The 19,760-nt window shown below is 54.4% G+C and carries 20 protein-coding genes; 10 read left to right on the forward strand and 10 right to left on the reverse strand.

Annotated features, from left to right (window positions below):
• Positions 1-12 precede the first annotated feature (12 nt).
• Both AAAH10_RS00895 and AAAH10_RS00900 read right to left on the reverse strand, forming a co-directional pair.
• Positions 13-990 carry an MBL fold metallo-hydrolase gene (locus tag AAAH10_RS00895; RefSeq protein ID WP_343559596.1) on the reverse strand — a complete coding sequence of 326 codons (978 nt, stop codon included), beginning with the start codon at positions 988-990 and terminating at the stop codon, positions 13-15.
• Between the two features lie 203 nt (positions 991-1,193).
• Positions 1,194-1,862 carry a ceramidase domain-containing protein gene (locus tag AAAH10_RS00900; RefSeq protein ID WP_343559598.1) on the reverse strand — a complete coding sequence of 223 codons (669 nt, stop codon included), beginning with the start codon at positions 1,860-1,862 and terminating at the stop codon, positions 1,194-1,196.
• 187 nt (positions 1,863-2,049) lie between these two features.
• On the opposite strand from AAAH10_RS00900, the gene sodC (AAAH10_RS00905) reads away from it, so the two are divergent.
• The gene (sodC, locus tag AAAH10_RS00905) at positions 2,050-2,625 is read left to right on the forward strand and encodes a superoxide dismutase [Cu-Zn] SodC (protein ID WP_343559600.1); all 576 of its coding nucleotides are present in this window, start codon (positions 2,050-2,052) and stop codon (positions 2,623-2,625) included.
• 130 nt (positions 2,626-2,755) lie between these two features.
• A complete protein-coding gene (gene sodC / locus AAAH10_RS00910; protein ID WP_343559602.1) occupies positions 2,756-3,307 on the forward strand; it encodes a superoxide dismutase [Cu-Zn] SodC in 552 nt (183 codons plus the stop codon).
• A gap of 128 nt (positions 3,308-3,435) precedes the next feature.
• Here sodC (AAAH10_RS00910) and bioB read toward each other — a convergent pair whose 3' ends face one another.
• From bioB to AAAH10_RS00935, 5 genes are all read right to left on the reverse strand, one after another.
• Entirely contained in the window at positions 3,436-4,569 is a 1,134-nt protein-coding gene (bioB, locus tag AAAH10_RS00915; RefSeq protein ID WP_442490254.1) for a biotin synthase BioB, read from the reverse strand.
• Between the two features lie 53 nt (positions 4,570-4,622).
• Positions 4,623-5,954, reverse strand: coding sequence for an adenosylmethionine--8-amino-7-oxononanoate transaminase (gene bioA / locus AAAH10_RS00920; RefSeq protein WP_343559604.1), 1,332 nt, complete (start codon positions 5,952-5,954; stop codon positions 4,623-4,625).
• Positions 5,947-6,660, reverse strand: a complete 714-nt coding sequence (gene bioD, locus AAAH10_RS00925; RefSeq protein WP_343559606.1) for a dethiobiotin synthase — start codon at positions 6,658-6,660, stop codon at positions 5,947-5,949. Before bioD ends, bioA begins: the two co-directional genes overlap by 8 nt.
• Before the next feature lie 161 nt (positions 6,661-6,821).
• Complete coding sequence (locus AAAH10_RS00930) at positions 6,822-7,175, reverse strand: Rieske (2Fe-2S) protein (RefSeq protein ID WP_343559608.1); 354 nt, start codon at positions 7,173-7,175, stop codon at positions 6,822-6,824.
• A 17-nt stretch (positions 7,176-7,192) separates the two neighbouring features.
• A complete protein-coding gene (locus AAAH10_RS00935; protein WP_343559610.1) occupies positions 7,193-8,275 on the reverse strand; it encodes an amidohydrolase family protein in 1,083 nt (360 codons plus the stop codon).
• 126 nt (positions 8,276-8,401) lie between these two features.
• Here AAAH10_RS00935 and AAAH10_RS00940 point away from each other — a divergent pair, with 126 nt between their 5' ends.
• From AAAH10_RS00940 to AAAH10_RS00950, 3 genes are all read left to right on the forward strand, one after another.
• On the forward strand, positions 8,402-9,262 hold the full coding sequence (locus tag AAAH10_RS00940) for a LysR family transcriptional regulator (RefSeq protein WP_343559613.1): 861 nt from the start codon (positions 8,402-8,404) through the stop codon (positions 9,260-9,262).
• A 648-nt stretch (positions 9,263-9,910) separates the two neighbouring features.
• The gene (locus AAAH10_RS00945) at positions 9,911-10,957 is read left to right on the forward strand and encodes an FAD-binding oxidoreductase (protein ID WP_343559615.1); all 1,047 of its coding nucleotides are present in this window, start codon (positions 9,911-9,913) and stop codon (positions 10,955-10,957) included.
• A 90-nt stretch (positions 10,958-11,047) separates the two neighbouring features.
• On the forward strand, positions 11,048-12,781 hold the full coding sequence (locus AAAH10_RS00950; protein ID WP_343559618.1) for a BCCT family transporter: 1,734 nt from the start codon (positions 11,048-11,050) through the stop codon (positions 12,779-12,781).
• A 72-nt stretch (positions 12,782-12,853) separates the two neighbouring features.
• Here AAAH10_RS00950 and AAAH10_RS00955 read toward each other — a convergent pair whose 3' ends face one another.
• From AAAH10_RS00955 to AAAH10_RS00965, 3 genes are read right to left on the reverse strand one after another with little or no spacing between them, the layout of a single operon-like run.
• On the reverse strand, positions 12,854-13,675 hold the full coding sequence (locus AAAH10_RS00955; RefSeq protein WP_343559621.1) for a methyltransferase: 822 nt from the start codon (positions 13,673-13,675) through the stop codon (positions 12,854-12,856).
• A gap of 23 nt (positions 13,676-13,698) precedes the next feature.
• Positions 13,699-14,367 (reverse strand): alpha/beta fold hydrolase, encoded by a 669-nt coding sequence (locus AAAH10_RS00960; protein ID WP_343559624.1) that lies wholly within the window; start codon positions 14,365-14,367, stop codon positions 13,699-13,701.
• Positions 14,364-15,578, reverse strand: a complete 1,215-nt coding sequence (locus AAAH10_RS00965; RefSeq protein WP_343559627.1) for an aminotransferase class I/II-fold pyridoxal phosphate-dependent enzyme — start codon at positions 15,576-15,578, stop codon at positions 14,364-14,366. The genes AAAH10_RS00960 and AAAH10_RS00965 overlap by 4 nt, the downstream gene beginning before the upstream one ends.
• 185 nt (positions 15,579-15,763) lie before the next feature.
• Here AAAH10_RS00965 and AAAH10_RS00970 point away from each other — a divergent pair, with 185 nt between their 5' ends.
• The 5 genes from AAAH10_RS00970 to AAAH10_RS00990 all read left to right on the forward strand — a co-directional run bounded on the left by AAAH10_RS00970 (position 15,764) and on the right by AAAH10_RS00990 (position 19,736).
• Positions 15,764-16,690 (forward strand): SPFH domain-containing protein, encoded by a 927-nt coding sequence (locus tag AAAH10_RS00970; protein WP_343559629.1) that lies wholly within the window; start codon positions 15,764-15,766, stop codon positions 16,688-16,690.
• On the forward strand, positions 16,683-16,958 hold the full coding sequence (locus AAAH10_RS00975; protein ID WP_343559631.1) for an NfeD family protein: 276 nt from the start codon (positions 16,683-16,685) through the stop codon (positions 16,956-16,958). Before AAAH10_RS00970 ends, AAAH10_RS00975 begins: the two co-directional genes overlap by 8 nt.
• A 148-nt stretch (positions 16,959-17,106) precedes the next feature.
• Complete coding sequence (locus tag AAAH10_RS00980) at positions 17,107-17,976, forward strand: phosphotransferase (protein ID WP_343559633.1); 870 nt, start codon at positions 17,107-17,109, stop codon at positions 17,974-17,976.
• Entirely contained in the window at positions 17,973-18,890 is a 918-nt protein-coding gene (gene gcvA, locus AAAH10_RS00985) for a transcriptional regulator GcvA (protein WP_343559636.1), read from the forward strand. The genes AAAH10_RS00980 and gcvA overlap by 4 nt, the downstream gene beginning before the upstream one ends.
• A 99-nt stretch (positions 18,891-18,989) precedes the next feature.
• Positions 18,990-19,736, forward strand: coding sequence for a pyridoxine 5'-phosphate synthase (locus AAAH10_RS00990; RefSeq protein WP_343559639.1), 747 nt, complete (start codon positions 18,990-18,992; stop codon positions 19,734-19,736).
• Positions 19,737-19,760: the final 24 nt, after the last annotated feature.

Here is a 19,760-nt window from a genome sequence, read left to right on the forward strand (position 1 = left end):
CGGACCAATCCGTCAGGAGAACTGATAGCTTGCCGGAACATACCGGAAGCCCTGATCCTTTGTATCCACAAAGCCCACAGCCGGAAACGGCATGTGATAGCCTGTAAAACCGATACGGTCAGCAGCCACCATTCCAAAGAGTTTCTTGCGCGTTGCTGCAGCCGCTGCCTTGTCCATATCGAACTTCACATGCCAGTCCGGGCGCTGCAAGGAAAAGACAGGGTGGTTCGCCGCATCTCCACAGAGCATCAGACGCTGTCCGTTGCTCTCGATATGGAAAGCCATATGCCCCGGTGTATGCCCGAACGCCTCAACGGCTTCAATTCCTGAGGCCACAGCACCACCACCGTTGAGGAACGTCATCCGGTCTGCAAAGCGGGCCACGTTGTCCTTGACAAGTTGCGCCCGGCTTTCGGTTTCACCAGCGAAGCGGTCAGGATGTGTCCAGAAATCGTATTCGACCTGGCCGGTGACATAGCGGGCATTCGGGAAAGCCGCCTTGCCATCCTTGAGCATCCCGCCAATGTGATCGCCATGCATGTGCGTGATCACCACAACATCGACATCGCCTGCACTGATGCCGGACGCTTCCAGAGCATGGACCAGATGCCCTGCACCCGGACGGCGCCCCGGAGCATTGCCTGTGTCGAAGAGAACCAGTTCACTGCCCGTGTTCACAAGCACAGGTGCGAAACCAATGGTCATGCGATTTTTCGGCAAATGATTTTCATGGGCCAGCGTTTCAACAGCCGAGAGCTGCTGATCCTGGCCAAAAATACCCTGTACTGTATCAACCGAGAAGGAACCGTCACGCAGGGTTGTCACCTCAAACCCGCCCAGATTGAAACGGTGAAACTGTCCGCCAGCAGGTCCTTTTTTGGGGGCAGCAGCATGCGCTGCTGTCGTGATCTGGCTTGAACCTGCAAGGGCCAGTCCGGCCAGTCCGGCCTTGAAAAAACCTCTGCGATTAAGGGAATTGCTCTGCGACATTTCTAGCTCCTTGAGAAAACTCTCGTCCTGTTTATGGAAGTTACTCAGTCGGAATCACACTGAACCTTACGCCCGAACGCACCTTCCGGTTCTTTTTTGCCGGCCGTTTGACGAACCGGAGACCGCTTCAGCAGATGCGAAAGACTTCTTTCCTCACAACGAAAGCAAGCCTAAGCCTTATGGGTGTCGGGCATGAAATCACATTATCTTGAATGCACATTCAAAATATAGGTTCGAAGAGTAAGATAGAGAACAATCCCGTTAAAGATATGCCAGAAGTAATGTGTCCCGATCGGCAAATCCCCGCACACGTGGAGATCCAGACTGCGCAACGTCATCGACAGAATGAAAACAGCGGAGGCCAGCAAGAGACCATGCGCAAAAACAAACTGCCGAGACCGGTGATACAGACCAAATCCGATTGTATAAAACAGTGCGGGTACATAGGAGAGCGTTCCTCCCATAATCTGCCCGACCAGAGTATCCGAAAGGGCCTCCTGTACAGGCCCCATGGCAAGGCTGCAGATCAGATAGCTTCCTGAAACGAGAGCGGCCACCCACCCTTTCCATTTCAGAATCCGGGCACAGTAGAACCAGAGATAAACAAGAATATAAATCGCAATTGCCAGCACATCCATCAGCGCTGTCAGACGGTTCGCAAAAGAATGGAAGGCTGAGGAACCAGCGCCGATTGCACAGAGCAGGACAATCAGGATCAGGACCGATCTGTCAGTTTCCGCACCTTTACGTCTGGCCAGAAGAAAGGCAAGAAACGCTGCAATAAAAAACGCCAGATTGCTGATCAGATTGAGGGGTTCCCCCCACAGCCCCGGCGCAAGCCGTTCACAATAGATATCAATATATTCCAGCATACAACCTGCCCCCCTGCCTGATTGATCAGACTAGTACATCCCTGTTTCCTTTGTATGACAAGGTCCGCAATCTCTCAAAGAAGTCTCTGGTGGATCATTCAAAAAACATCACACTGAAGTGAAGGAATAAAAGCCCGCTCCGGTCTGTTCCCCTGTCATGAACTCACCAGCGACAGGAGACAGGAACATGCAAAAAGCCCTGACATTCCTTTTGGTCAAAGCCGTTCTGGGAACTTTTTTTCTATCCCCCCATTCAGCGGCACATCCACCCGGGCAGGACAGCACAGCTTCATCAGAGAACCAGACCATCAAGGTCAGAATGCTGATGCTGAGCACACTGGGAAATATAGAAACCGGCACCATAACCATTGAAGAAACACCTTACGGCATTCTCTTCAAGCCGGTCCTCAATTCGATTACCCCCGGCTTCCACGGTTTCCATCTTCACGAACACGGAAGCTGTGATCCCGTTGTCAGGGACGGCAAAACAATTCTCGCCGGCGCTGCGGGAGGTCACTATGACCCGCACAATACCGGAAAACACGGTTTCCCATGGGATCAGAACAGCCATCTGGGAGATCTTCCGGCCCTCTTCGCTGATGCTGTCGGAACGGTTACAGACCCGGTTCTGGCCCCGCGCCTGAGCCTTGCCGATCTCAGAGGACGCGCCCTGATCATTCATGTCGGAGGAGACAACCATTCGGACCATCCGGCCCCGCTTGGCGGAGGCGGAGCCCGTCTGGCCTGCGGTGTTATCAATTAAACAACCTCTTGTTTTCAAACAAAAACGATCCTCACATTTTTGTGAAAGAATAAAAAATCAGCAAACAGCGTTTCTGTCATGTCGCCCATGCGGCGTCCACATTCCTGCTTCTACCTATGAGGACACACCGATGAAGAAATCCGTCTTTTCTTTTGCCCTGATTGCGTCTTTGGGTCATCTGGCTGTTGCAGCCATGCCTGCGGCCGCTGGCGACACTGACACAAAAGCTGTAACTGTACAAATGGACGTTCTGAGCGCCGATGGAAAAATCCCGGCCGGTACGATCAAGATCAGCGAAAGCAAGCACGGTCTGGTTTTCACACCGGATCTGCATTCCATCACTCCCGGCACACACGGGTTTCACATGCACACCAACCCGAGCTGTGAAACAGCAGAAAAGAATGGAAAGACTGTTCTTGGCGGTGCTGCGGGTGGACACTACGACCCGGAAAACACTGGCAAACACGGACACCCATGGGGTGAAGACAACCATTTGGGCGATCTTCCCGCACTCTACGCCGGTGAAGACGGTATTGTTGTCACCCCTGTTCTGGCTCCACGCCTCAAAATGTCCGATCTGGAAGGCCGCTCCCTGATGATCCATGCCGGAGGAGACAATTACTCGGACCACCCTGCAAAGCTGGGGGGCGGAGGCGCCCGTCTGGCCTGTGGCGTCATCTGACCAGGAATAAAGTTTGGAATTCGAACTCCTCTGACTTGCAGAGAGTTCAAAAAAGAACGGTCTGCCTCCAGGTCACAGGGCAGACCGTTCTTCTGTTTTCAGGAAATGAATTCCGCTGTTGCCGACACTCAGTCCTTCGATCCACAGCCACAGGGCTTGTCCGGGTGGACATCTTCATATTCGGAACGCACGCCCTTGTGCTCCGGCACCAAATCAAGCTTGGCAAAGAGCTTCATGTCATCGTTCTCTTCCGGGTTTGGTGTTGTCAGCAGCTTGTCCCCGTAAAAGATCGAATTGGCTCCAGCCATGAAGCAAAGAGCCTGCCCTTCTTCACCCAGAGCACGGCGACCGGCAGACAGGCGCACATAGGCCTTTGGCATGACCAGACGGGTCACAGCGATGGTGCGCACCATCTCGAAACTGTCGATCCGTTCCATGTCACCAAACGGCGTGCCCTTGACCGGCACCAGCATGTTGATGGGAACAGATCCCGGATGCTTCGGCATGTTGGCAAGCGCCTGAAGCATGGCCGCACGATCCCGACGCTGCTCACCCATCCCGATGATCCCGCCGGAACAAACGTTCAACCCTGCCTCACGGACGTTTGCAAGCGTCTCCATACGATCCTCGAAAGTCCGCGTGGTGATCACTTCCTTGTAGTATTCGGGTGAAGTATCAATGTTGTGATTGTAGTAGTCCAGCCCGGCATCCTTGAGCTGTCTGGCCTGATCAAAGCTCAGCATTCCCAGCGTCATGCAGGTTTCCATGCCCATGTCCTTGACGGCCGTCACGATGTCCGCAATCTTGCTGATATCGCGGTCCTTCACATCCCGCCATGCAGCCCCCATGCAGAAACGGCCGGAACCGTTTTCCTTGGCCTGACGGGCGTATTCCAGAACCGTATCGGTATCCATCAGCTTGCTGGCCTTGAGCCCCGTGGAATAGCGCGATGACTGGGAACAGTACTTGCAGTCTTCAGCACAGCCACCCTGCTTGATATTCAGCAGTGTCGACAGCTGGACCTTGTTCGGGTCGAAATGCTTGCGATGCATGGTCTGCGCCTTGAAGAGCAGATCATAGAATGGCAGGTCATAAAGAGCCAGAATCTCCGGGATCATCCAATCGTGACGCACGTCTGCCTTGGGAGCTTTCGGGTCATACACGAATTTTTCAATTCTCAACTCGTCCGCAGATGTTTCTGTTGTATCGAGCACTGTCTCTGACGCAGAGGCGAGGTCCATAACACTGTCCATTCGCTGCATTACAATTTCATGTCTCTTCTATCCTGACTGATCAGGTTGGGCAAGACAACTCATTAGGCCTTTGGCGGATTAAGTTTGATCATGGCCTCGGCCGCAGCTTTCCATCCCAGGTCAATCTGCTCGTCTGTGATCACATAGGGCGGCAACTGATAGACAACATTGCCCAGGGGTCTCAACAGCATGTTGCGATCCCAGAACCAGCGTTTGAGATCATTGCCCAGCGACGAGGTATAACCTCCGTCGTCCACAACGGCATCAAAGGCTCCGATTGTGCCGCAGATACGATGCGCCGTCGTCTGTTTGAGGTCTCTCAGATAATCCAGCCCGCGATCATGCGCCTTCTCGATCCGTTTGAAGGACTGCCGGACCTCCTCGCTCTGAAGCAACTCCATCGAGGCCAGCGCAGCAGCACAGCCCAGCGGGTTTGCCGTAAAGGAATGCCCGTGACAGAACGCCCGGTCAAAACTCTCGCCAAGAAATTCCCTGTAAATCTCTTCTCGTGCAACGGTCACTGACAAGGGGAGGAAGCCTGCCGTCAGGCCTTTGGACAAACAGATGATATCAGGAACAACCCCGATCTTTTCACAGGCAAAGTTCGATCCGGTTCGACCAAATCCTGTCATGACCTCATCAAAGATCACCAGAATGCCATGTTCACGCAGACGCTCGACAACCGCCTTCACAAATTCCGGACGAACCATCCGGATACCGCTGGCGCCCTGAACCAGTGGCTCCATAATCAGTGCACAGGTCTCCTGCGCATGCCGGTCCAGAAAATCATCCAGCAGCTTAAGGGCCCGGGCTTCCTTTTCTTCACAGCGGGCATCATTCTCCCAGGTGTTCGGATAATCCAGAACATCAACCGTAAAGAACAGCTCTTTCCAGGCATCAAACATCCGGGAGGAAACCCCGGCAGACATGGCTCCAACCGTGTCTCCGTGATAGGCCCCGTCAAAGGTCAGGAAGCGTTTGCGCTGGCTCTGTCCCTTGTTGGCCCAGTACTGGTAGGCCATTTTCAGTCCGACCTCGACTGCCGTCGATCCATTGTCCGAATAGAAAACACGCGACAGGTCACCCGGCAAAAGCTCTGCAAGCTTCTCTGCCAGCCTGATGGCCGGCCGATGGGTAAAACCGGCAAAGATGACCTGCTCAAGCTGTGAGGCCTGCTCTGCAATGGCAGCACTGACCCTTGGATGAGCATGCCCGTAGAGGTTCACCCACCAGGACGAGATGTAGTCAATGATCTGGCGTCCGTCTGCCGTATGGAGGACAACGCCCTCCCCCCGTTCGATCGGAACCGGGTCGGGAGCGGTCTGCGCCTGGGTAAAGGGATGCCAGACATGCTTCTTGTCCAGTTCAACCAGTCTTTCGAGTTCTTCATTCATTGCCCCTGCTCCTTTTCACAAGAATATCGGCAGCGTGATCAAGGTGGGGCATCAGGCTTTCCATTGTCTTTGATGTTACAGTATCCAGTCTTGGCAGTTCTGCAAGTACCTCGACCTTACCATAGTTTTCTATTGCTTCCCTGTTTGCCGGATTTTCAGGGCCGTTCATAATCACACCGGCAACTTCAATTGCGCGGCTCCTCAACGCTTCCAGTGTCAGAAGGGTGTGGTTGATTGTTCCCAGCCCGGATCGGGAAACGATCACAACAGGCAGTCCCAGAACCTTCATCAAATCCGTCATGAGATGGGTGTCATCAAGCGGAACCAGCGCCCCGCCTGCTCCTTCGACAAGCCAGAAGGGATCGCCCTCCACAGCCGGGAAATCCACTGATGCAAAATCAAGGGTTTTCCCCACCCTTTTCGCAGCCTCATGCGGAGAGAGAGGGTCCGGGAAAATGGAATGGCAGGCGGAAAAATGACTGTCCGGCAAGCCGCTCAGGCGCTGCACCGTCGGCTGATCGTGGTCCTCGACGGGGCCGGTCTGCACCGGTTTCCAGTAGTGAGCCTGAAGTTTGCGGGTAAGTGCAGCAGAAACAAAGGTCTTGCCGACCTCTGTATCCGTCCCGGTGACGAAGATTCCACGACGGAGATGTTGCGAAAGATCAGGAGACAAGGCATCTGTCCGTAAAAATGACAATTCAGTCATAAATACGCTTTCAGGCCAGTTTTTCAAGCCTTGCGACCTTCTGCCCGGCGTTCGCATAAAAAAAGGTTGATCCACTTTGAAAATGGATCAACCCAGTGAGCTTGTGAGAGCAGGGGCAGAGGTTTCACAAATCCCCGATCACAAGCTGGAGTATGTAACGGTCAGATGTGGACAAAAAGATCATCGTCCTCAACCGTTACAGGGAAAGAGCGCGCTCTGATCTTTGGATCAACCAGAAATTCCCCTGTCCGGATATCAAATTCCCATCCATGCCAGGCACAGCGCACAAGCTCACCGGCCTTGTCATAGACAAACTCTTCCTTGTCGGTTTCCCTTGTTGTGCCACACTGGGGCCCCTCGCAAAGAGCAGCACCCTTGTGGGGGCAGACATTCAGGAGGGCATGAAAACCGTCATCCAGTTTGAACACGCCCACGCTCAGGTTGTTCACACTTACGATTGTCGCTTTTTCTGCAGAAACCTGTTCTGCTTTGCAGGCAAAGTGTTTTTCCGCCATTTTTCTCTTCCCAACCTTTATTCAGCAGCCATTGTCACAGGGCGTGGAATGCGCGTGTAGACATCAAGCGCATTGAGCCCCAGAACCTTTTCTCTCCACTGGGGAGGAATGTGCAGCTTGGTGATGTCATCGTAGTCCCAGTGCGGATAGTCGGATGCGAACATCAGCGTGTTCTCACCATCCATCGCTTCCAGAGTTGCCCAGAGATGCTGGATGTTTTCCGGCTGCTCAAGCGGCTGGGTCGACATGCGGATGTTGGACTTGAAGTACTCTGACGGCAGGCGTTTCAGCCATGGTGTTTCCTTGCGAAGTGCCTTGAAGTTTGCATCCAGACGCCACAGAACCGACGGCACCCAGGCCACACCGCACTCGATGATGACAACCTTGAGGTCCGGCCATTTTTCAAAGACGCCGTTCGCAATCAGGCTCGCCATGTGTGTCATGGCCGTTTGCGGCAGAATCGCGTGGGTTTCCCAGAAGAAAGTGGACGGTCCCGCACCAATCGGTGTGGAGTTGATACCACCCTGTCCGCCCAGGTGCATGGCAAAGGGCAAGCCCATTTCCGCACAGGCTTCATAGATCGGGTGATAGAACGGATCCCCGTAAGGGCGCGCCGCACCATGGCTAACGAGAACCTGAACAACGCGAGGGTGGCTTCCCAGACGGCGAATCTCGGCAGCAGCCAGCTGCGGGTTTTGCGGGGCGACCACAATGGAACCCCAGAAGCGCTCGTCTTTCGGCAGCCAGTAATCAATCATATAGTCATTGTAGGCACGGCACAGGGCATCCGCGTAGTAGGGGTTTGCCAGTGTCGAGGCTTCAATGGGCTCATCACCTGTCAGAATCGCAACATCAATGTTGTATTTGTCCAGGTGCTTTGCCTTCATGATGGCATAGTTGTCGTCTTCCTCTACAGGCTGCACGTCGTGACGTGCGAAACCTTCAGGGTGAAACCACGGACGGTGACCATGCGGAAAAGCCCCGCGCGGACCGGTGCGTTCACCACGGACAAACATGTCCTTGAACAACCCTTCCATGTATGGTTCCAGCACGGTGGCGCTGCACCAGTAGTTATGGCAATCACAATCAACCGTGAACATGAATGTCTCCTCTCTCTAATTCATTCCCCCGCAGGGGCGGCTTTTTGTTTTTTGCTAGACTAGTGGAGAGACTTTCAGCGATAAATATTGTCACACACTTCATATCAATCGGTTTTGGCGATTAAAATGAACAAGCTCCTTCTCCTGACTTTTCTGGATATTCTGGAAACCAGAAACTTCAACCGGACCGCAGACCGCCTGAACATCACGCAATCGACTGTCAGCGCGCGTGTCCGCATGCTGGAAGATGATCTGGGCGCCCGTCTTTTTGAAAGAGGCCGCGGCGGAGCCGAACCGACACCGGCAGGTCGCCGTTTTGAAGCCCACTGCCGATCACTGTTGAACACCTGGGGACAGGCCGTAAAGGATGCCTCTGTCGGAAACAGTTTCACAGAGTCCCTGAAAATTTCAGCACAGCCCAGTCTGATTCGTTCCGTAATTCTGGAGTGGTCCAAAAAGCTGAGAACAGCCATGCCTTCTGTCTCGATGCACTTCGAGCTGGACTATTCCATGCAGGTGATGCGGGACATCAGTTCAGGCACTGCAGATATCGGCATTATCTTTTCTCCGCAATACCTGTCAGACATGACCATTGAATCCATCGGCAAGGAGCACTTTGTGATGGTGTCAAACACCATCAGCAAGCTGTCTGACGTCAGGATGGAACACTACTTCAAAATAGGTTACACACCGAGCTTCGAGAAAAAGCACGACGAGCTTCTTCCCCACCTGACGCGAACGCAGCTCAGCGCCGGCAATGATGATCTGGCCATGGAATTTCTCAATCTTTATGGTGGCACGACCTATGTACCCCTGCACGTCGGGAACCGTTTGACCCGGGACGACACGACCTACAGGCTGGTCGAGGGTGCACCGATCATTTCCCAGGATGTCTTTGCCGTCGTCCATTTCAGGAAAAGGCACTCCCCGACTGTCAAAAAAGCCATTTCCACCCTGAAAGAGGAATTCAGGCAGCACCAGCCATAATCCGCACGCGGACATCATTCCATAACTCCTCGGTGCTCGGTGCTCGGTGCTCGGTGCTCGGTGCTCGGTGCTCGGTGCTCGGTGCTCGGTGCTCGGTGCTCGGTGCTCGGTGCTCGGTGCTCGGTGCTCGGTGCTCGGTGCTCACCACAGGATGATCGCACGGACAATTTCTGCAAGGCAACAATTCAGTCTCTCCCCCCGGAGGAATTGATCTCCCATACAGGTGGAGACAGAACTCCTCCCCGTTTTTCCCATGCGAAGCAAGAGCCGTCACAACATCAACGCCTGACAATGGTGCAGCCCGGCAATCCTTTGCCAACTCATCCTATAAGTGTTCTTTATGGCAACAATAACAACAATGGGTGTTCACAGACTGTACCTCCCTGCATTATCCTCAGTCAGGGACAAAACGAAACAACAGGCACGGGAGGACAGAAGCAGGCGTTCAGACTCAGAGATCAAAAAGCAGGGAAAAGAATGTTTTGCCGACGGCTTGACTGACAAAGCGGACCCGCATCGAAATTCAATCGATAAAAATGATCGATAATGCACTTTCACTTAATGGGAATAATTAAAGCTCCCCCTTAAAATGCAGGGCTATTGAATCAGAATTCGCAAAAGTCAGGACAACCCGAAATGCAAGCGCACATGTCATCCCCCTCAGTCAATCAGAACGCGGGACAGATTTTTACCAGTCCCGGAACGCTGGTTTGCGCTGCTGTCATCGAAGAAACCGCGCTCAGCAAAACCTTTATCCTCAAGGACAGAAACGGCAGGAGCTTTGACTTCAAAGCCGGACAGTTTGCCACGATAAAACTGTCTATCAACGGGAAGACCTGCCTGCGCTCCTATTCCATTTCCTCCCCCGCCAGCAGACCTGACACGCTTCATCTGACCGTCAAAAGGGTTCCGGACGGGCTCGTCTCCAACTGGCTGAATGACACTGTCGTCGCCGGTTCCGAAATCGAAATCATGAACATCGGTGGCGATTTCAATTTTCCTGACCTGCCAGGCGACAAACCCTTCTTCCTGTCAGGAGGATCCGGCATTACCCCCGTGATGTCCATGATGCGCACCCTGCTGGATCAGGCGAGCGATCTGGACATGACCTTCGTTCACTTCGCCCGCAACCCGTCAGACCTGATCTTCGCTGACGAACTGGCCTTTATCCGCAAGCGCTATCCGCAGGCGACCATTCACCTTGTTGTTGATGATCTCGAGGGCTCAACAGACTTTGACGGCAGGGAGGGACGCCTTTCTCCCGAACTGCTGGAAGAGCTCGTGCCGGATCATGCCGAACGCACAATCTACATGTGCGGCCCCGAAGGCTTCATGAAAATTGCCCGCGAGATCACATCACAGGTTCCTGTCAAAGCGCTTCATCAGGAAAGCTTCGGCGAGGCGGTTGTAATCCCCATGCCCGGCAGCGACGAAGGCGGATCCGTGGAGTTCCTCCAAAGCGGAAAAAGTATTGAATGCAACAACAATGAAACGGTTCTGGAAGCCGCTCTCGATGCCGGTCTCTGGGTTGAATCCTCCTGCCAGCAGGGTATCTGCGGCAGCTGCAAGGTCAAACTCGCCAGTGGCGAGGTCGACATGCCGGATCTCGGCGGTCTTCAGGAATTCGAACGTGCAGAAGGTTACATTCTGGCCTGCTGCAGCCGCCCGAAAGGGGCCATCAGAATTGATCTCTGAACCTGTTTGACAGAGGTCTTTACAACCTGTTCACCCACCAAACAAGAACAGGGCGATACATAAAAATGAAAACTGAATAGGGATGAATAGATGTACACTGACGACGAACTTGATGACCTGATTGCCAAACGCGGCATTCTCAAGGGTCTGAATTCAACACTGGGAATTACCGCCATCTCGATGGTGGCCGTTTTTATCCTCTACACCATTCTTCTGGGGGACACGGCAAGCGCCCAGTTCCTAGGCCTGAAATCCTGGATTGAGCAAACTCTGGGCTGGTACTACATCGCTGTTATGATGGGGGCCTTTCTGGTTTGTATGTATCTGATGCTGTCCAAGGCCGGCACAATCCGCCTTGGTCAGGATACGGATCGTCCGGAATTCTCGAACTTTGCATGGTTTTCCATGCTCTTTGGCTGCGGCACCGGTGCAGGCATGCTGTTCTTCAGCATGTCCGAACCCCTGATCCACTTTGCCAGTGGCTGGAGCGGGGGCAACCCATTCCTGACAGCCGAGGTCAAGGCGGCTGTTGCCAGCTTCTTCCAGGCCAAGGAAACAGCTCTGGCAGCAGGTCTGCTGCCCGGAGATGAAGGCTTCCCGGTCCCGAATGATCTGGTCGCAGAAGCGGCTGCAGGCGGCCTGAAGCTCACAATCTTCCACTGGGGCACTGTTGCCTGGGGCATGTACGGGATCGTTGGCCTCTCTCTGGCTTACTTCGCTTTCCGCAGAGGCCTTCCCCTGTCCATCCGCTCAGCACTCTATCCGCTTTTCGGCAACAGGATTTACGGTCCGCTGGGTCACACCGTCGATATTCTGGCTGTTCTCGGCACGATCTTCGGTATTGCCACAACACTGGGACTGGGTGTTGAACAGATCGGTTCCGGTCTGGTGTCTCTGGGCATTCTTGCCGAAAAGAGCCAGACCGTTACGGTTGTTTCCATTCTCGTTGTGACAGGCATTGCAACCTTCTCTGCAACAACCGGTGTTGCAAAGGGGATCAAGATCCTGTCCGAACTGAACACCTGGATCTGTATTGTAATCCTCGGCTACTTCCTGATGGCTTCCAACGCCAACTACCTGATCGCCAGCACAATCACTGCGCTGGGCGAGTATGTGTCAGAAGCCGTTCAGATGTCCCTGTGGACAGCCCGCAGCCCGGATGAGCGGACATGGCAGGGTGGCTGGACCATCTTCTACTGGGGCTGGTGGATCGCGTGGGCACCTTTTGTCGGTATGTTCATTGCCCGCATTTCACGTGGTCGCACAATCCGCGAGTTCGTTCTCGGTGTCATGCTTGTGCCTTCCATGGTTGCCCTGATCTGGTTCGGCATTATCGGTTCTGCCGGTATCTACGAAGGTATCTATCGCGCCGATATGGAAATCTACAACACAGCTGTGAACAACTGGGATTACGCCGGTACGCTTTACAAGGCCTTCGAGGTCCTGACTCCGGGTGCCGCAGCGACAATTGCAAAGATTGCCGCACTGATTGTCGTCGTGGTCTTCTTTGTCACCTCGGCTGACTCCGGTACTCTGGTACTGGGCCGCCTGCTGGCCTTTGGCCGCCGCCCCCCAACCCAGCAACGTATCATCTGGGGTATACTGCTGGGCGTGATCACCATCATCATTCTGCTGATCGGTGGCAAGGAAGCGCTCAAGGCCCTTCAGGCTGCCTCCATTGCCGGCGCCCTTCCTTTCACCTTTGTTCTGATTGTCATGGTTCTCGGTTTGCTGAAGTCCATCTCCAGCGAAAACAGTGAACGCATTCAGGACGAGGAAAAGGTTCGGGAAATCGTTGCAGAAGAAATCCGGGATCTTTCCTGACGAACAATTGTTCCCGAAAAGAAAAGGCGGAGCGCAATGCTCCGCCTTTTTCATATCCGCCTGCATCCCTTGTTATCTGGCAGAACAGACAACAAAGAAAATCTCGTAATCCACAGCGATCCCGGACGGGTCTTCCTCAAGGCTTCGCAAGGCCCTGCGCAGTTTTGCGGTACTGACCGGAGCCACATCGGCCTTCTGACGATCTGCTCCCAGACCGGAGAGCATGTTCAGAAAATCCCGGGCACTGCTGTAGGGCTCGCGGATTTCTTCCTCCCGGATGGAAACAGCTCCGGAGCGTCCGGCCTGTTCCAGCAGCTGCCTGAAATCCGGATAGTTCAATCCCTGCACATCCAGACCGGCCTGTTCCAGAGCCGCTTTCCATTGCCCGAAGGATTGCGAACCCAGCGTCGTGAAGACAAGATGTCCCTTCGGCGCAAGAAGCTGACGCAGTCTGGCGACAGTTCCCGGCAGGTCTGCAAACCACTGAAAGGCCAGCGAAGAACAGATCAGATCAAATCCGTTCCAGCCTCTTTGCTCACAATAGTCGCGGGCAGCAACAGGATCCTCGCCATCCATCACGTGGTAGGTTACAGACCCCCTGATTTTTCCTGCAGTCTCTTTCTGCTTTTCCTCACAGGCAGCGACCATGGCCGGTGCAACATCCGTGATCAGCCAGTGCGCCCGGTCAAAAACCGGCAGCAATGCCGAGGAAAGCGCACCGGTCCCGCACCCGATCTCCAGAACAGACCGCGTTTTCACGCCCTCCTGCAACGACTGGATATCACCGGAAAGCTCACCCGCCACCCAGCGTTGAACCGCCGCCTGCCCGTCATAGCTTTCAACGGCCGCATCAAAGGCCTGCGCGACGGCATTTTTCCACAGTTCGGTTGTCATAAAATCGTCCTGCCCGGATAGCGTTACAAAAGGCTGAGCAACGCTTCTGCGCAACCTTGCGGGTTCGACAGAGGCAACAGATGCCCTCCGCCCTTTATCCATTGCAGCGTTTCACCTTCAAAACAGGCTTCTGTCAAGGCTTTTGGCACAATGAGATCATTGTCAGAGGCCAGAACAGCAACAGCCTGCCGGTCCTTTTGCAGGGACCAGTGTTTGCGCAGGTCATCCTCCAGCATGGCATTCAGCCCCTGAACAAGCCGGTCCCGTTCCACAGGGTCTGCCATGAGAGCCCTGTCAACGGTCTCAAGGCCCGCCTGTTTCTGAAAATCCCCCAGAAGCTTTTGCGGATCAGCATCCAGACCGCGAATCATGCGCCGGATCACTCTGGGCTCCACTCCCTCTGCCAGATCCGCTTTTCTGGCAAAGCAGGTAAAGCTGTTGCAAAGCAAAAGAGGAGGCCCCTCTTCAAGCTGAAGACCACTGTAAAGCTTCAGGGCAAGCGCCCCGCCCCAGGAATGCGCCACCACAGCATCAAATCCTCCCATCAGAAGCAGGACCCCCAGATCATCGACAGGGTCATCCTGTTCCGAAGGCGCAAAGCAGCTTACCTCCCATTCCGGGTTCAACTGTCTGATAAAAGGCTCCCAGAGAGCTTCTCCCAAACTCCATCCGCTGATACAGAGAATTTTCACAACGGTCCCCCGTTTTCCAGAATGTCCTTTAACCCGCTCAACAGCCCCTCGACCTGTTCGCAGGAATGAGCCGCTGAAAGGGTAATGCGCAGGCGTCCGGTCCCTTCCGGAACTGTTGGCGGGCGGATTGCCCCCACCAGATATCCTCTCTCCTTCAGGGCCTTTGCCACCGACATAACGCGCTGGTCACTGCCCAGAACCACCGGCACAATCTGTGTCGAACTGTCGAGGCTGTCCAGCCCCAGCATCCCGAGCCTTTCCCTCAACCGATCAGAGAGGCCCTGAAGATGCGCACGTTCGGCCTCCATCTTCGGCACCCTGTCCAGTGCAGCCGACATCGCGCCAAGAACAGCCGGAGGCAAGCCTGTGGAATAGATCAGACCGCTACAGCGATTGACCAGATACTGCTTCATAACGTCCGAACAGGCTGCATAGGCACCAAAGCTGCCCAGCGCCTTGCCGAAAGTTCCCATGACCAGTTCCGCACTGTCGTAATTTTCCGAACGATCATGGGCACAAAGCCCCATCCCGTTCAGGCCAAGCACCCCGCTGGCATGCGCTTCATCGATCATCAGAAAGACATCATACTGCTGCGCAAGCCTTCTGATCCGCCCGACATCAAGGCGATCACCATCCATCGAAAAGACAGACTCGGTCACAACAATTGCGGGCCCTTCTTCGGGGTTGCTCTGCTCCAGAAGTTCTTCAAGATGATCAAGATCATTGTGCCGAAAACGCTTCTGGACGGCCCCGGATGCAGCAATGCCAAAATGCAGGCTCGCGTGGTTCAGGCGATCGGTAAAAAGCCGGACCTTCGGGGCCCTGCCTCTCAATCCGTGCAGTCTTCCGTCCAGCAGAGCTGCCAGCAATCCGGCATTGGCCTGAAAGCCGGAGTTGAAAAGCAGCGCTGTTTCCGTTCCCTTGAGAGCAGCCAGTTTTTCCTCAACCTCGACAAACAGGGGATGGTTGCCCGTAACAAGCCTTGAAGCACCAACCCCCGCACCGCAGTCCTGCGCAGCCCTTGCAGCCGCCTCACGGATCTGCGGATCACTGGCCAGTCCCAGATAATCGTTGGAGGCCATGTTCACAAGACGGCGTCCACCCTGTTCGATCAATCCGTCACCGGAGAGAACAGAGGCCTGCAAGCTTCGCTGGCGGTCAGCTTCGATCCCGGACATGAATGTCTGCACAGAGCTGAAAAATGTCGTCATTGGCCCTCCGGGTGACAAAAGAAATTCTGCTAGAAAATAGCAAGTCTCACAGCTTTAACAAGCAGGTCCACGACAACCCGTGATCATGAATCGGACCAGAGATTGAATTATTTAATTTGACACTCAACTTCCAGAATGAAGAATAGCTTCCCAGAAAGAGAATTTACAAAAAGAGGGGGTTTAAAATGGACGTAATCTCAGGCGGCACGATCGTCATCCTGATTCTGGCCGTGTTTTTTATTGTGGTCGCCTTCCAGGCAATCAAGGTCGTCCCGCAATCAGAGGAATATGTGATCGAGCGTTTCGGCAAGTACTCGATGACCCTGTCCGCAGGGATCAACTTCATCGTTCCCTTTCTGGATGTCGCACGCCACAAGATCTCCATTCTGGAACGCCAGCTTGATGCCTTTGAGATCAGCGTGATCACCAAGGACAACGTCGAAGTCATCCTTGAGGCAACCAACTTCTTCAGGATTGTGGACTCTGCAAAGTCGGTCTATCGCATTCAGAACGTCAACCGCGCCATCCAGACGACAGCCGAGTCAATTGTCCGCAGTGCCGCTGGCAAGCTCGATCTGGACGAACTGCAATCCAGCCGGGCCAAGATGAACGCCGAGATCCTGACCAATCTCCAGTCTGCAGCTGAAATCTGGGGTGTCGAGATCACCCGCACAGAGATCACAGACGTCAAGGTCGACTCAGAAACCAAGGATGCCCAAAGGCAACAGCTCAATGCCGAGCGGGAAAGACGTGCTGCGGTTGCCAGAGCCGAGGGCGAAAAGCGAAGTGTCGAGCTGAACGCAGAAGCAAAGTTTTTCGAGGCCCAGAAGGAAGCCGAGGCCATCAAGGTCGCCGCAGATGCCGAGGCCTATTCTATCCGTATCAAGGCCGAAGCAACCGCAGAGCAAACACGCGTTATTGCCCAGGCCATCAACGAAGGTGGCCAGGGCGCTATCAACTTTGATATCATGAAAAGACAGGTCGAGGCGATGAGCGAAGTCGCGTCTTCCAGCAATTCCAAAACCGTCATCATGCCAACGGACATTACAAAGGCAGTGGGGTCACTTGAATTGCTGACAGAACTGATAGGATCGAAAAACAGCAATGCATGAGTTCTTTCTTAACGGCAACGGATGGATCAGTCTGGGGGCAATCCTCGTCATTCTGGAAATGCTTCTGGGTGCAGGCTACATCCTGATCTCATTCGGTCTCGGTGCCCTGTTTGTCGGGCTGCTGGTCAAGTCCGACACCATCGCCGGTTTCTTTCAGCATGATCTGGCGTATCATCTCCTTGCCGTTTCGGTTCTGGCTGTCGTGTTCCTGGTTGTCATGAGGCTTGCCTTTAAGGCCAAGTCTTCTGAAGACATCAATCAGTACTGACAACGCGAACCGGAGCGCGATCAGACAGAAACAGAAAGACATGATCCCGTCCGCGAGGGAACGCCTGAACAGAAACAGGAGGATTCCGGTGCCGTTTCCTGCGGCTCCGGGATCAAGGTTCCTGTCAGGCAAGACATAAGGAAAGGCTGTGGACACTGCACTCTGGAACTTGCTGCAGGCAAAGATCCGGCTCACCGGCATTGAAGACCTCAGGAACCTGAAGGCGAGCGAGGTGACCCTGACCCGGCTTGCCAGCAGAAGCAATCAGGTTTATCGCGTGTCCGCGGCTCAGGCGAGCTGGATCGTTCGTATTCCCGGTGACACCCAGGGCACAACAGTAGAACGCAACAGCGAATTCGAAAATTACAGGGTCCTGCAAAACGTCCCCATCGCAGAGCAACCTCTCCATGTCTCACGCGATGGACTGCTTGTTTTCAGGGAAAGTGCAGGCAGTCGCCTCCTGCAGAAAAGCGATCTGGACACGGATCATATCTTCAACCGCCTTGTTGAATGCTTTTGCAGACTCAATGCTGCTGCGATCCCTTTCCACAACCGCTTCGATCCGCGGGGTTGTCTGAAGCTCTATTGCAGGGATCTGGAAAATGATGGCCGGGACATACCGGCGCCGATCCGGGAGCTTCTTTCCTTTCAGGCAAGGGCTGAAGCTCTCTATCAGCCCCTGGGACAGGCTCCCTGCCATGGCGATCCCCATTGCGGAAATGCCCTCCTTCATCCAGATGGCTCCATTAGTCTTCTGGACTGGGAATACGCTTCAACAGCCCCTGCCTTGTGGGACCTCAGCCTCCTGAGTTTAATGGAAGACTTCTCCATCGGGCAGGATAAGGCTATGCTGGATACAGCAAAACAGCCAGCCGATCGCCTGCCGGCTTTCCATGCGACACGCTTTATGGCCGCGCTGGTGCTGCTTCTCTGGGAAAGGCTCCACAGCGGCTGTCACACTCAAATGGCAAAGCTCACGGAAAGAGCACTCTTTGATCATAAGGAAATCTTTGGATGATTCCGTCCCTGTCAGCATTGAAAACCTTTGAAGCTGCAGCGCGTCACCTGTCCTTTACACAGGCTGCTCAGGAACTGAATGTCACACAAAGCGCCGTCAGCCGCCAGATCAGGCAGCTTGAGGATGAAGTCGGCCTCGTTCTGTTCGAGCGTCATCACCAGCGTCTGGTTCTGACGCAGGCCGGGCGCAGCTATGCCGAGGAAGTCCGCGAAGGTCTCGAAAAGCTTCACGGGGCAACTCTCAGACTGATGGCCTATCGCGGCGTCGGCGGAGAGCTGACACTGGCCTGCCTGCCAACTTTCGGAAGCCGCTGGCTCATTCCCCGTCTTCCGGATTTCACAAGCCATCATCCGGAGATCCATCTGAATCTGATCACCAGACTGGGACCGTTTGATTTTGGCAACGATCCGGTTGATGCAGCCATTCACTTCGGGACAGGGCAGTGGCCCGGTGCAAAAAGCGACTTTCTGATGGGCGAGGAGCTGCTGCCTGTCTGCTCTCCCGATTTTCACAATCGCCTCATCAACTCCGGAGATGTCATCTGCAAGAACAACAAGATATCAGCAGAGGATATCGCCAACGGGCTGCCCCTGATTCACCTGACCTCACGCCCGATGGCCTGGAGCGAATGGTTCGAAACCCAGGACATCACTGCACCAAAAGCAACAATCGGACCCCGGTTTGAGCATTTCCACATGGTGATCCATGCTGCAATCAGCGGAATGGGGATTGCGCTTCTTCCCAAGTTTCTGATCGAGGAAGAACTGAACAACAGCAGCCTCTGCCAGCTGCTGCCCGGAGCCAACAATGAAAAGCTGGCCTATCATCTCGTTTATCCCCAGGAAAAGGCCACTCTTCCCCGGTTACAGGCCTTCAGAAAATGGCTGATGAAAATGGCACGCGCCGCCAGCTGAAACTGGCCCCAACAAAATTTAAAATTCTGGACCTTTTAAAGGTCCACTCTTCCCAATAGACCTGTAGCCAATTGCTTACATAAATTCGGGATAGAGATCATGACGGTCCTTAGCGTTAACCTGAACAAAGTCGCTCTTTTGAGAAACCAGCGCGACATCGATTATCCGAGCGTCATCCAGATGGCCGAGATTGCACTGAAAGCCGGTGCGCAGGGCATCACCGTTCACCCTCGCCCGGATGAACGCCATACCCGCAAAACAGACGTCTCTGAACTCGCCACACTTCTGCGCAACAACTATCCGGCTCCCGTCGAGTTCAACATCGAAGGCTATCCAACTGCGGATTTCCTCGATCTGGTCGAAGCTGCACAGCCTCAACAGGTCACACTGGTTCCGGATGATCCCGATCAGAAAACCTCCGACCACGGCTGGAACATCAACAAAGATCGCGAACTGCTGACCGGGGTTATCGCGCGCATCAGGGACAAAACCTCTGCACGTGTCTCGGTCTTTGTGGATCACGTCCCTGCCATCGCTGCCGAAGCGGCCTCTGTCGGAGCTGACCGGATCGAACTTTATACCGGCCCGTACTTCGAGGCCTTTGGCACAGACTCCCGGCAGGCCTGTCTTGACGGTTTCCGCAAGACAGCCGAAGCCGCCAGAGATGCCGGGCTTGAAGTCAACGCGGGCCATGATCTCAATCTGGAAAACCTTGGTCTGTTTCTTGAGACCATTCCCTGGGTCGAGGAAGTTTCCATCGGGCACGCCCTGACAGCAGACGCCCTTCTGATGGGGATGGACGGCGCGGTCCGCGCCTACGTTGACCTGATCAGCAAAAGCAAATAACCGCAAAAAAGCCCTGCACCTCTG

It is taken from the genome of Carbonatibacter coralli (genome assembly GCF_039592655.1).
GTDB classification, from domain to species: domain Bacteria; phylum Pseudomonadota; class Alphaproteobacteria; order Kiloniellales; family Kiloniellaceae; genus Carbonatibacter; species Carbonatibacter coralli.

Excerpts from the sequence above, each read along its gene's own strand:
- AAAH10_RS00895 (WP_343559596.1), bottom strand. The coding sequence starts at position 990 with ATGTCGCAGAGCAATTCCCTTAATCGCAGAGGTTTTTTCAAGGCCGGA.
- AAAH10_RS00900 (WP_343559598.1), bottom strand. The coding sequence starts at position 1,862 with ATGCTGGAATATATTGATATCTATTGTGAACGGCTTGCGCCGGGGCTG.
- sodC (WP_343559600.1), top strand. The coding sequence starts at position 2,050 with ATGCAAAAAGCCCTGACATTCCTTTTGGTCAAAGCCGTTCTGGGAACT.
- sodC (WP_343559602.1), top strand. The coding sequence starts at position 2,756 with ATGAAGAAATCCGTCTTTTCTTTTGCCCTGATTGCGTCTTTGGGTCAT.
- bioB (WP_442490254.1), bottom strand. The coding sequence starts at position 4,569 with ATGCAGCGAATGGACAGTGTTATGGACCTCGCCTCTGCGTCAGAGACA.
- bioA (WP_343559604.1), bottom strand. The coding sequence starts at position 5,954 with ATGAATGAAGAACTCGAAAGACTGGTTGAACTGGACAAGAAGCATGTC.
- bioD (WP_343559606.1), bottom strand. The coding sequence starts at position 6,660 with ATGACTGAATTGTCATTTTTACGGACAGATGCCTTGTCTCCTGATCTT.
- AAAH10_RS00930 (WP_343559608.1), bottom strand. The coding sequence starts at position 7,175 with ATGGCGGAAAAACACTTTGCCTGCAAAGCAGAACAGGTTTCTGCAGAA.
- AAAH10_RS00935 (WP_343559610.1), bottom strand. The coding sequence starts at position 8,275 with ATGTTCACGGTTGATTGTGATTGCCATAACTACTGGTGCAGCGCCACC.
- AAAH10_RS00940 (WP_343559613.1), top strand. The coding sequence starts at position 8,402 with ATGAACAAGCTCCTTCTCCTGACTTTTCTGGATATTCTGGAAACCAGA.
- AAAH10_RS00945 (WP_343559615.1), top strand. The coding sequence starts at position 9,911 with ATGTCATCCCCCTCAGTCAATCAGAACGCGGGACAGATTTTTACCAGT.
- AAAH10_RS00950 (WP_343559618.1), top strand. The coding sequence starts at position 11,048 with ATGTACACTGACGACGAACTTGATGACCTGATTGCCAAACGCGGCATT.
- AAAH10_RS00955 (WP_343559621.1), bottom strand. The coding sequence starts at position 13,675 with ATGACAACCGAACTGTGGAAAAATGCCGTCGCGCAGGCCTTTGATGCG.
- AAAH10_RS00965 (WP_343559627.1), bottom strand. The coding sequence starts at position 15,578 with ATGACGACATTTTTCAGCTCTGTGCAGACATTCATGTCCGGGATCGAA.
- AAAH10_RS00970 (WP_343559629.1), top strand. The coding sequence starts at position 15,764 with ATGGACGTAATCTCAGGCGGCACGATCGTCATCCTGATTCTGGCCGTG.
- AAAH10_RS00975 (WP_343559631.1), top strand. The coding sequence starts at position 16,683 with ATGCATGAGTTCTTTCTTAACGGCAACGGATGGATCAGTCTGGGGGCA.
- gcvA (WP_343559636.1), top strand. The coding sequence starts at position 17,973 with ATGATTCCGTCCCTGTCAGCATTGAAAACCTTTGAAGCTGCAGCGCGT.
- AAAH10_RS00990 (WP_343559639.1), top strand. The coding sequence starts at position 18,990 with ATGACGGTCCTTAGCGTTAACCTGAACAAAGTCGCTCTTTTGAGAAAC.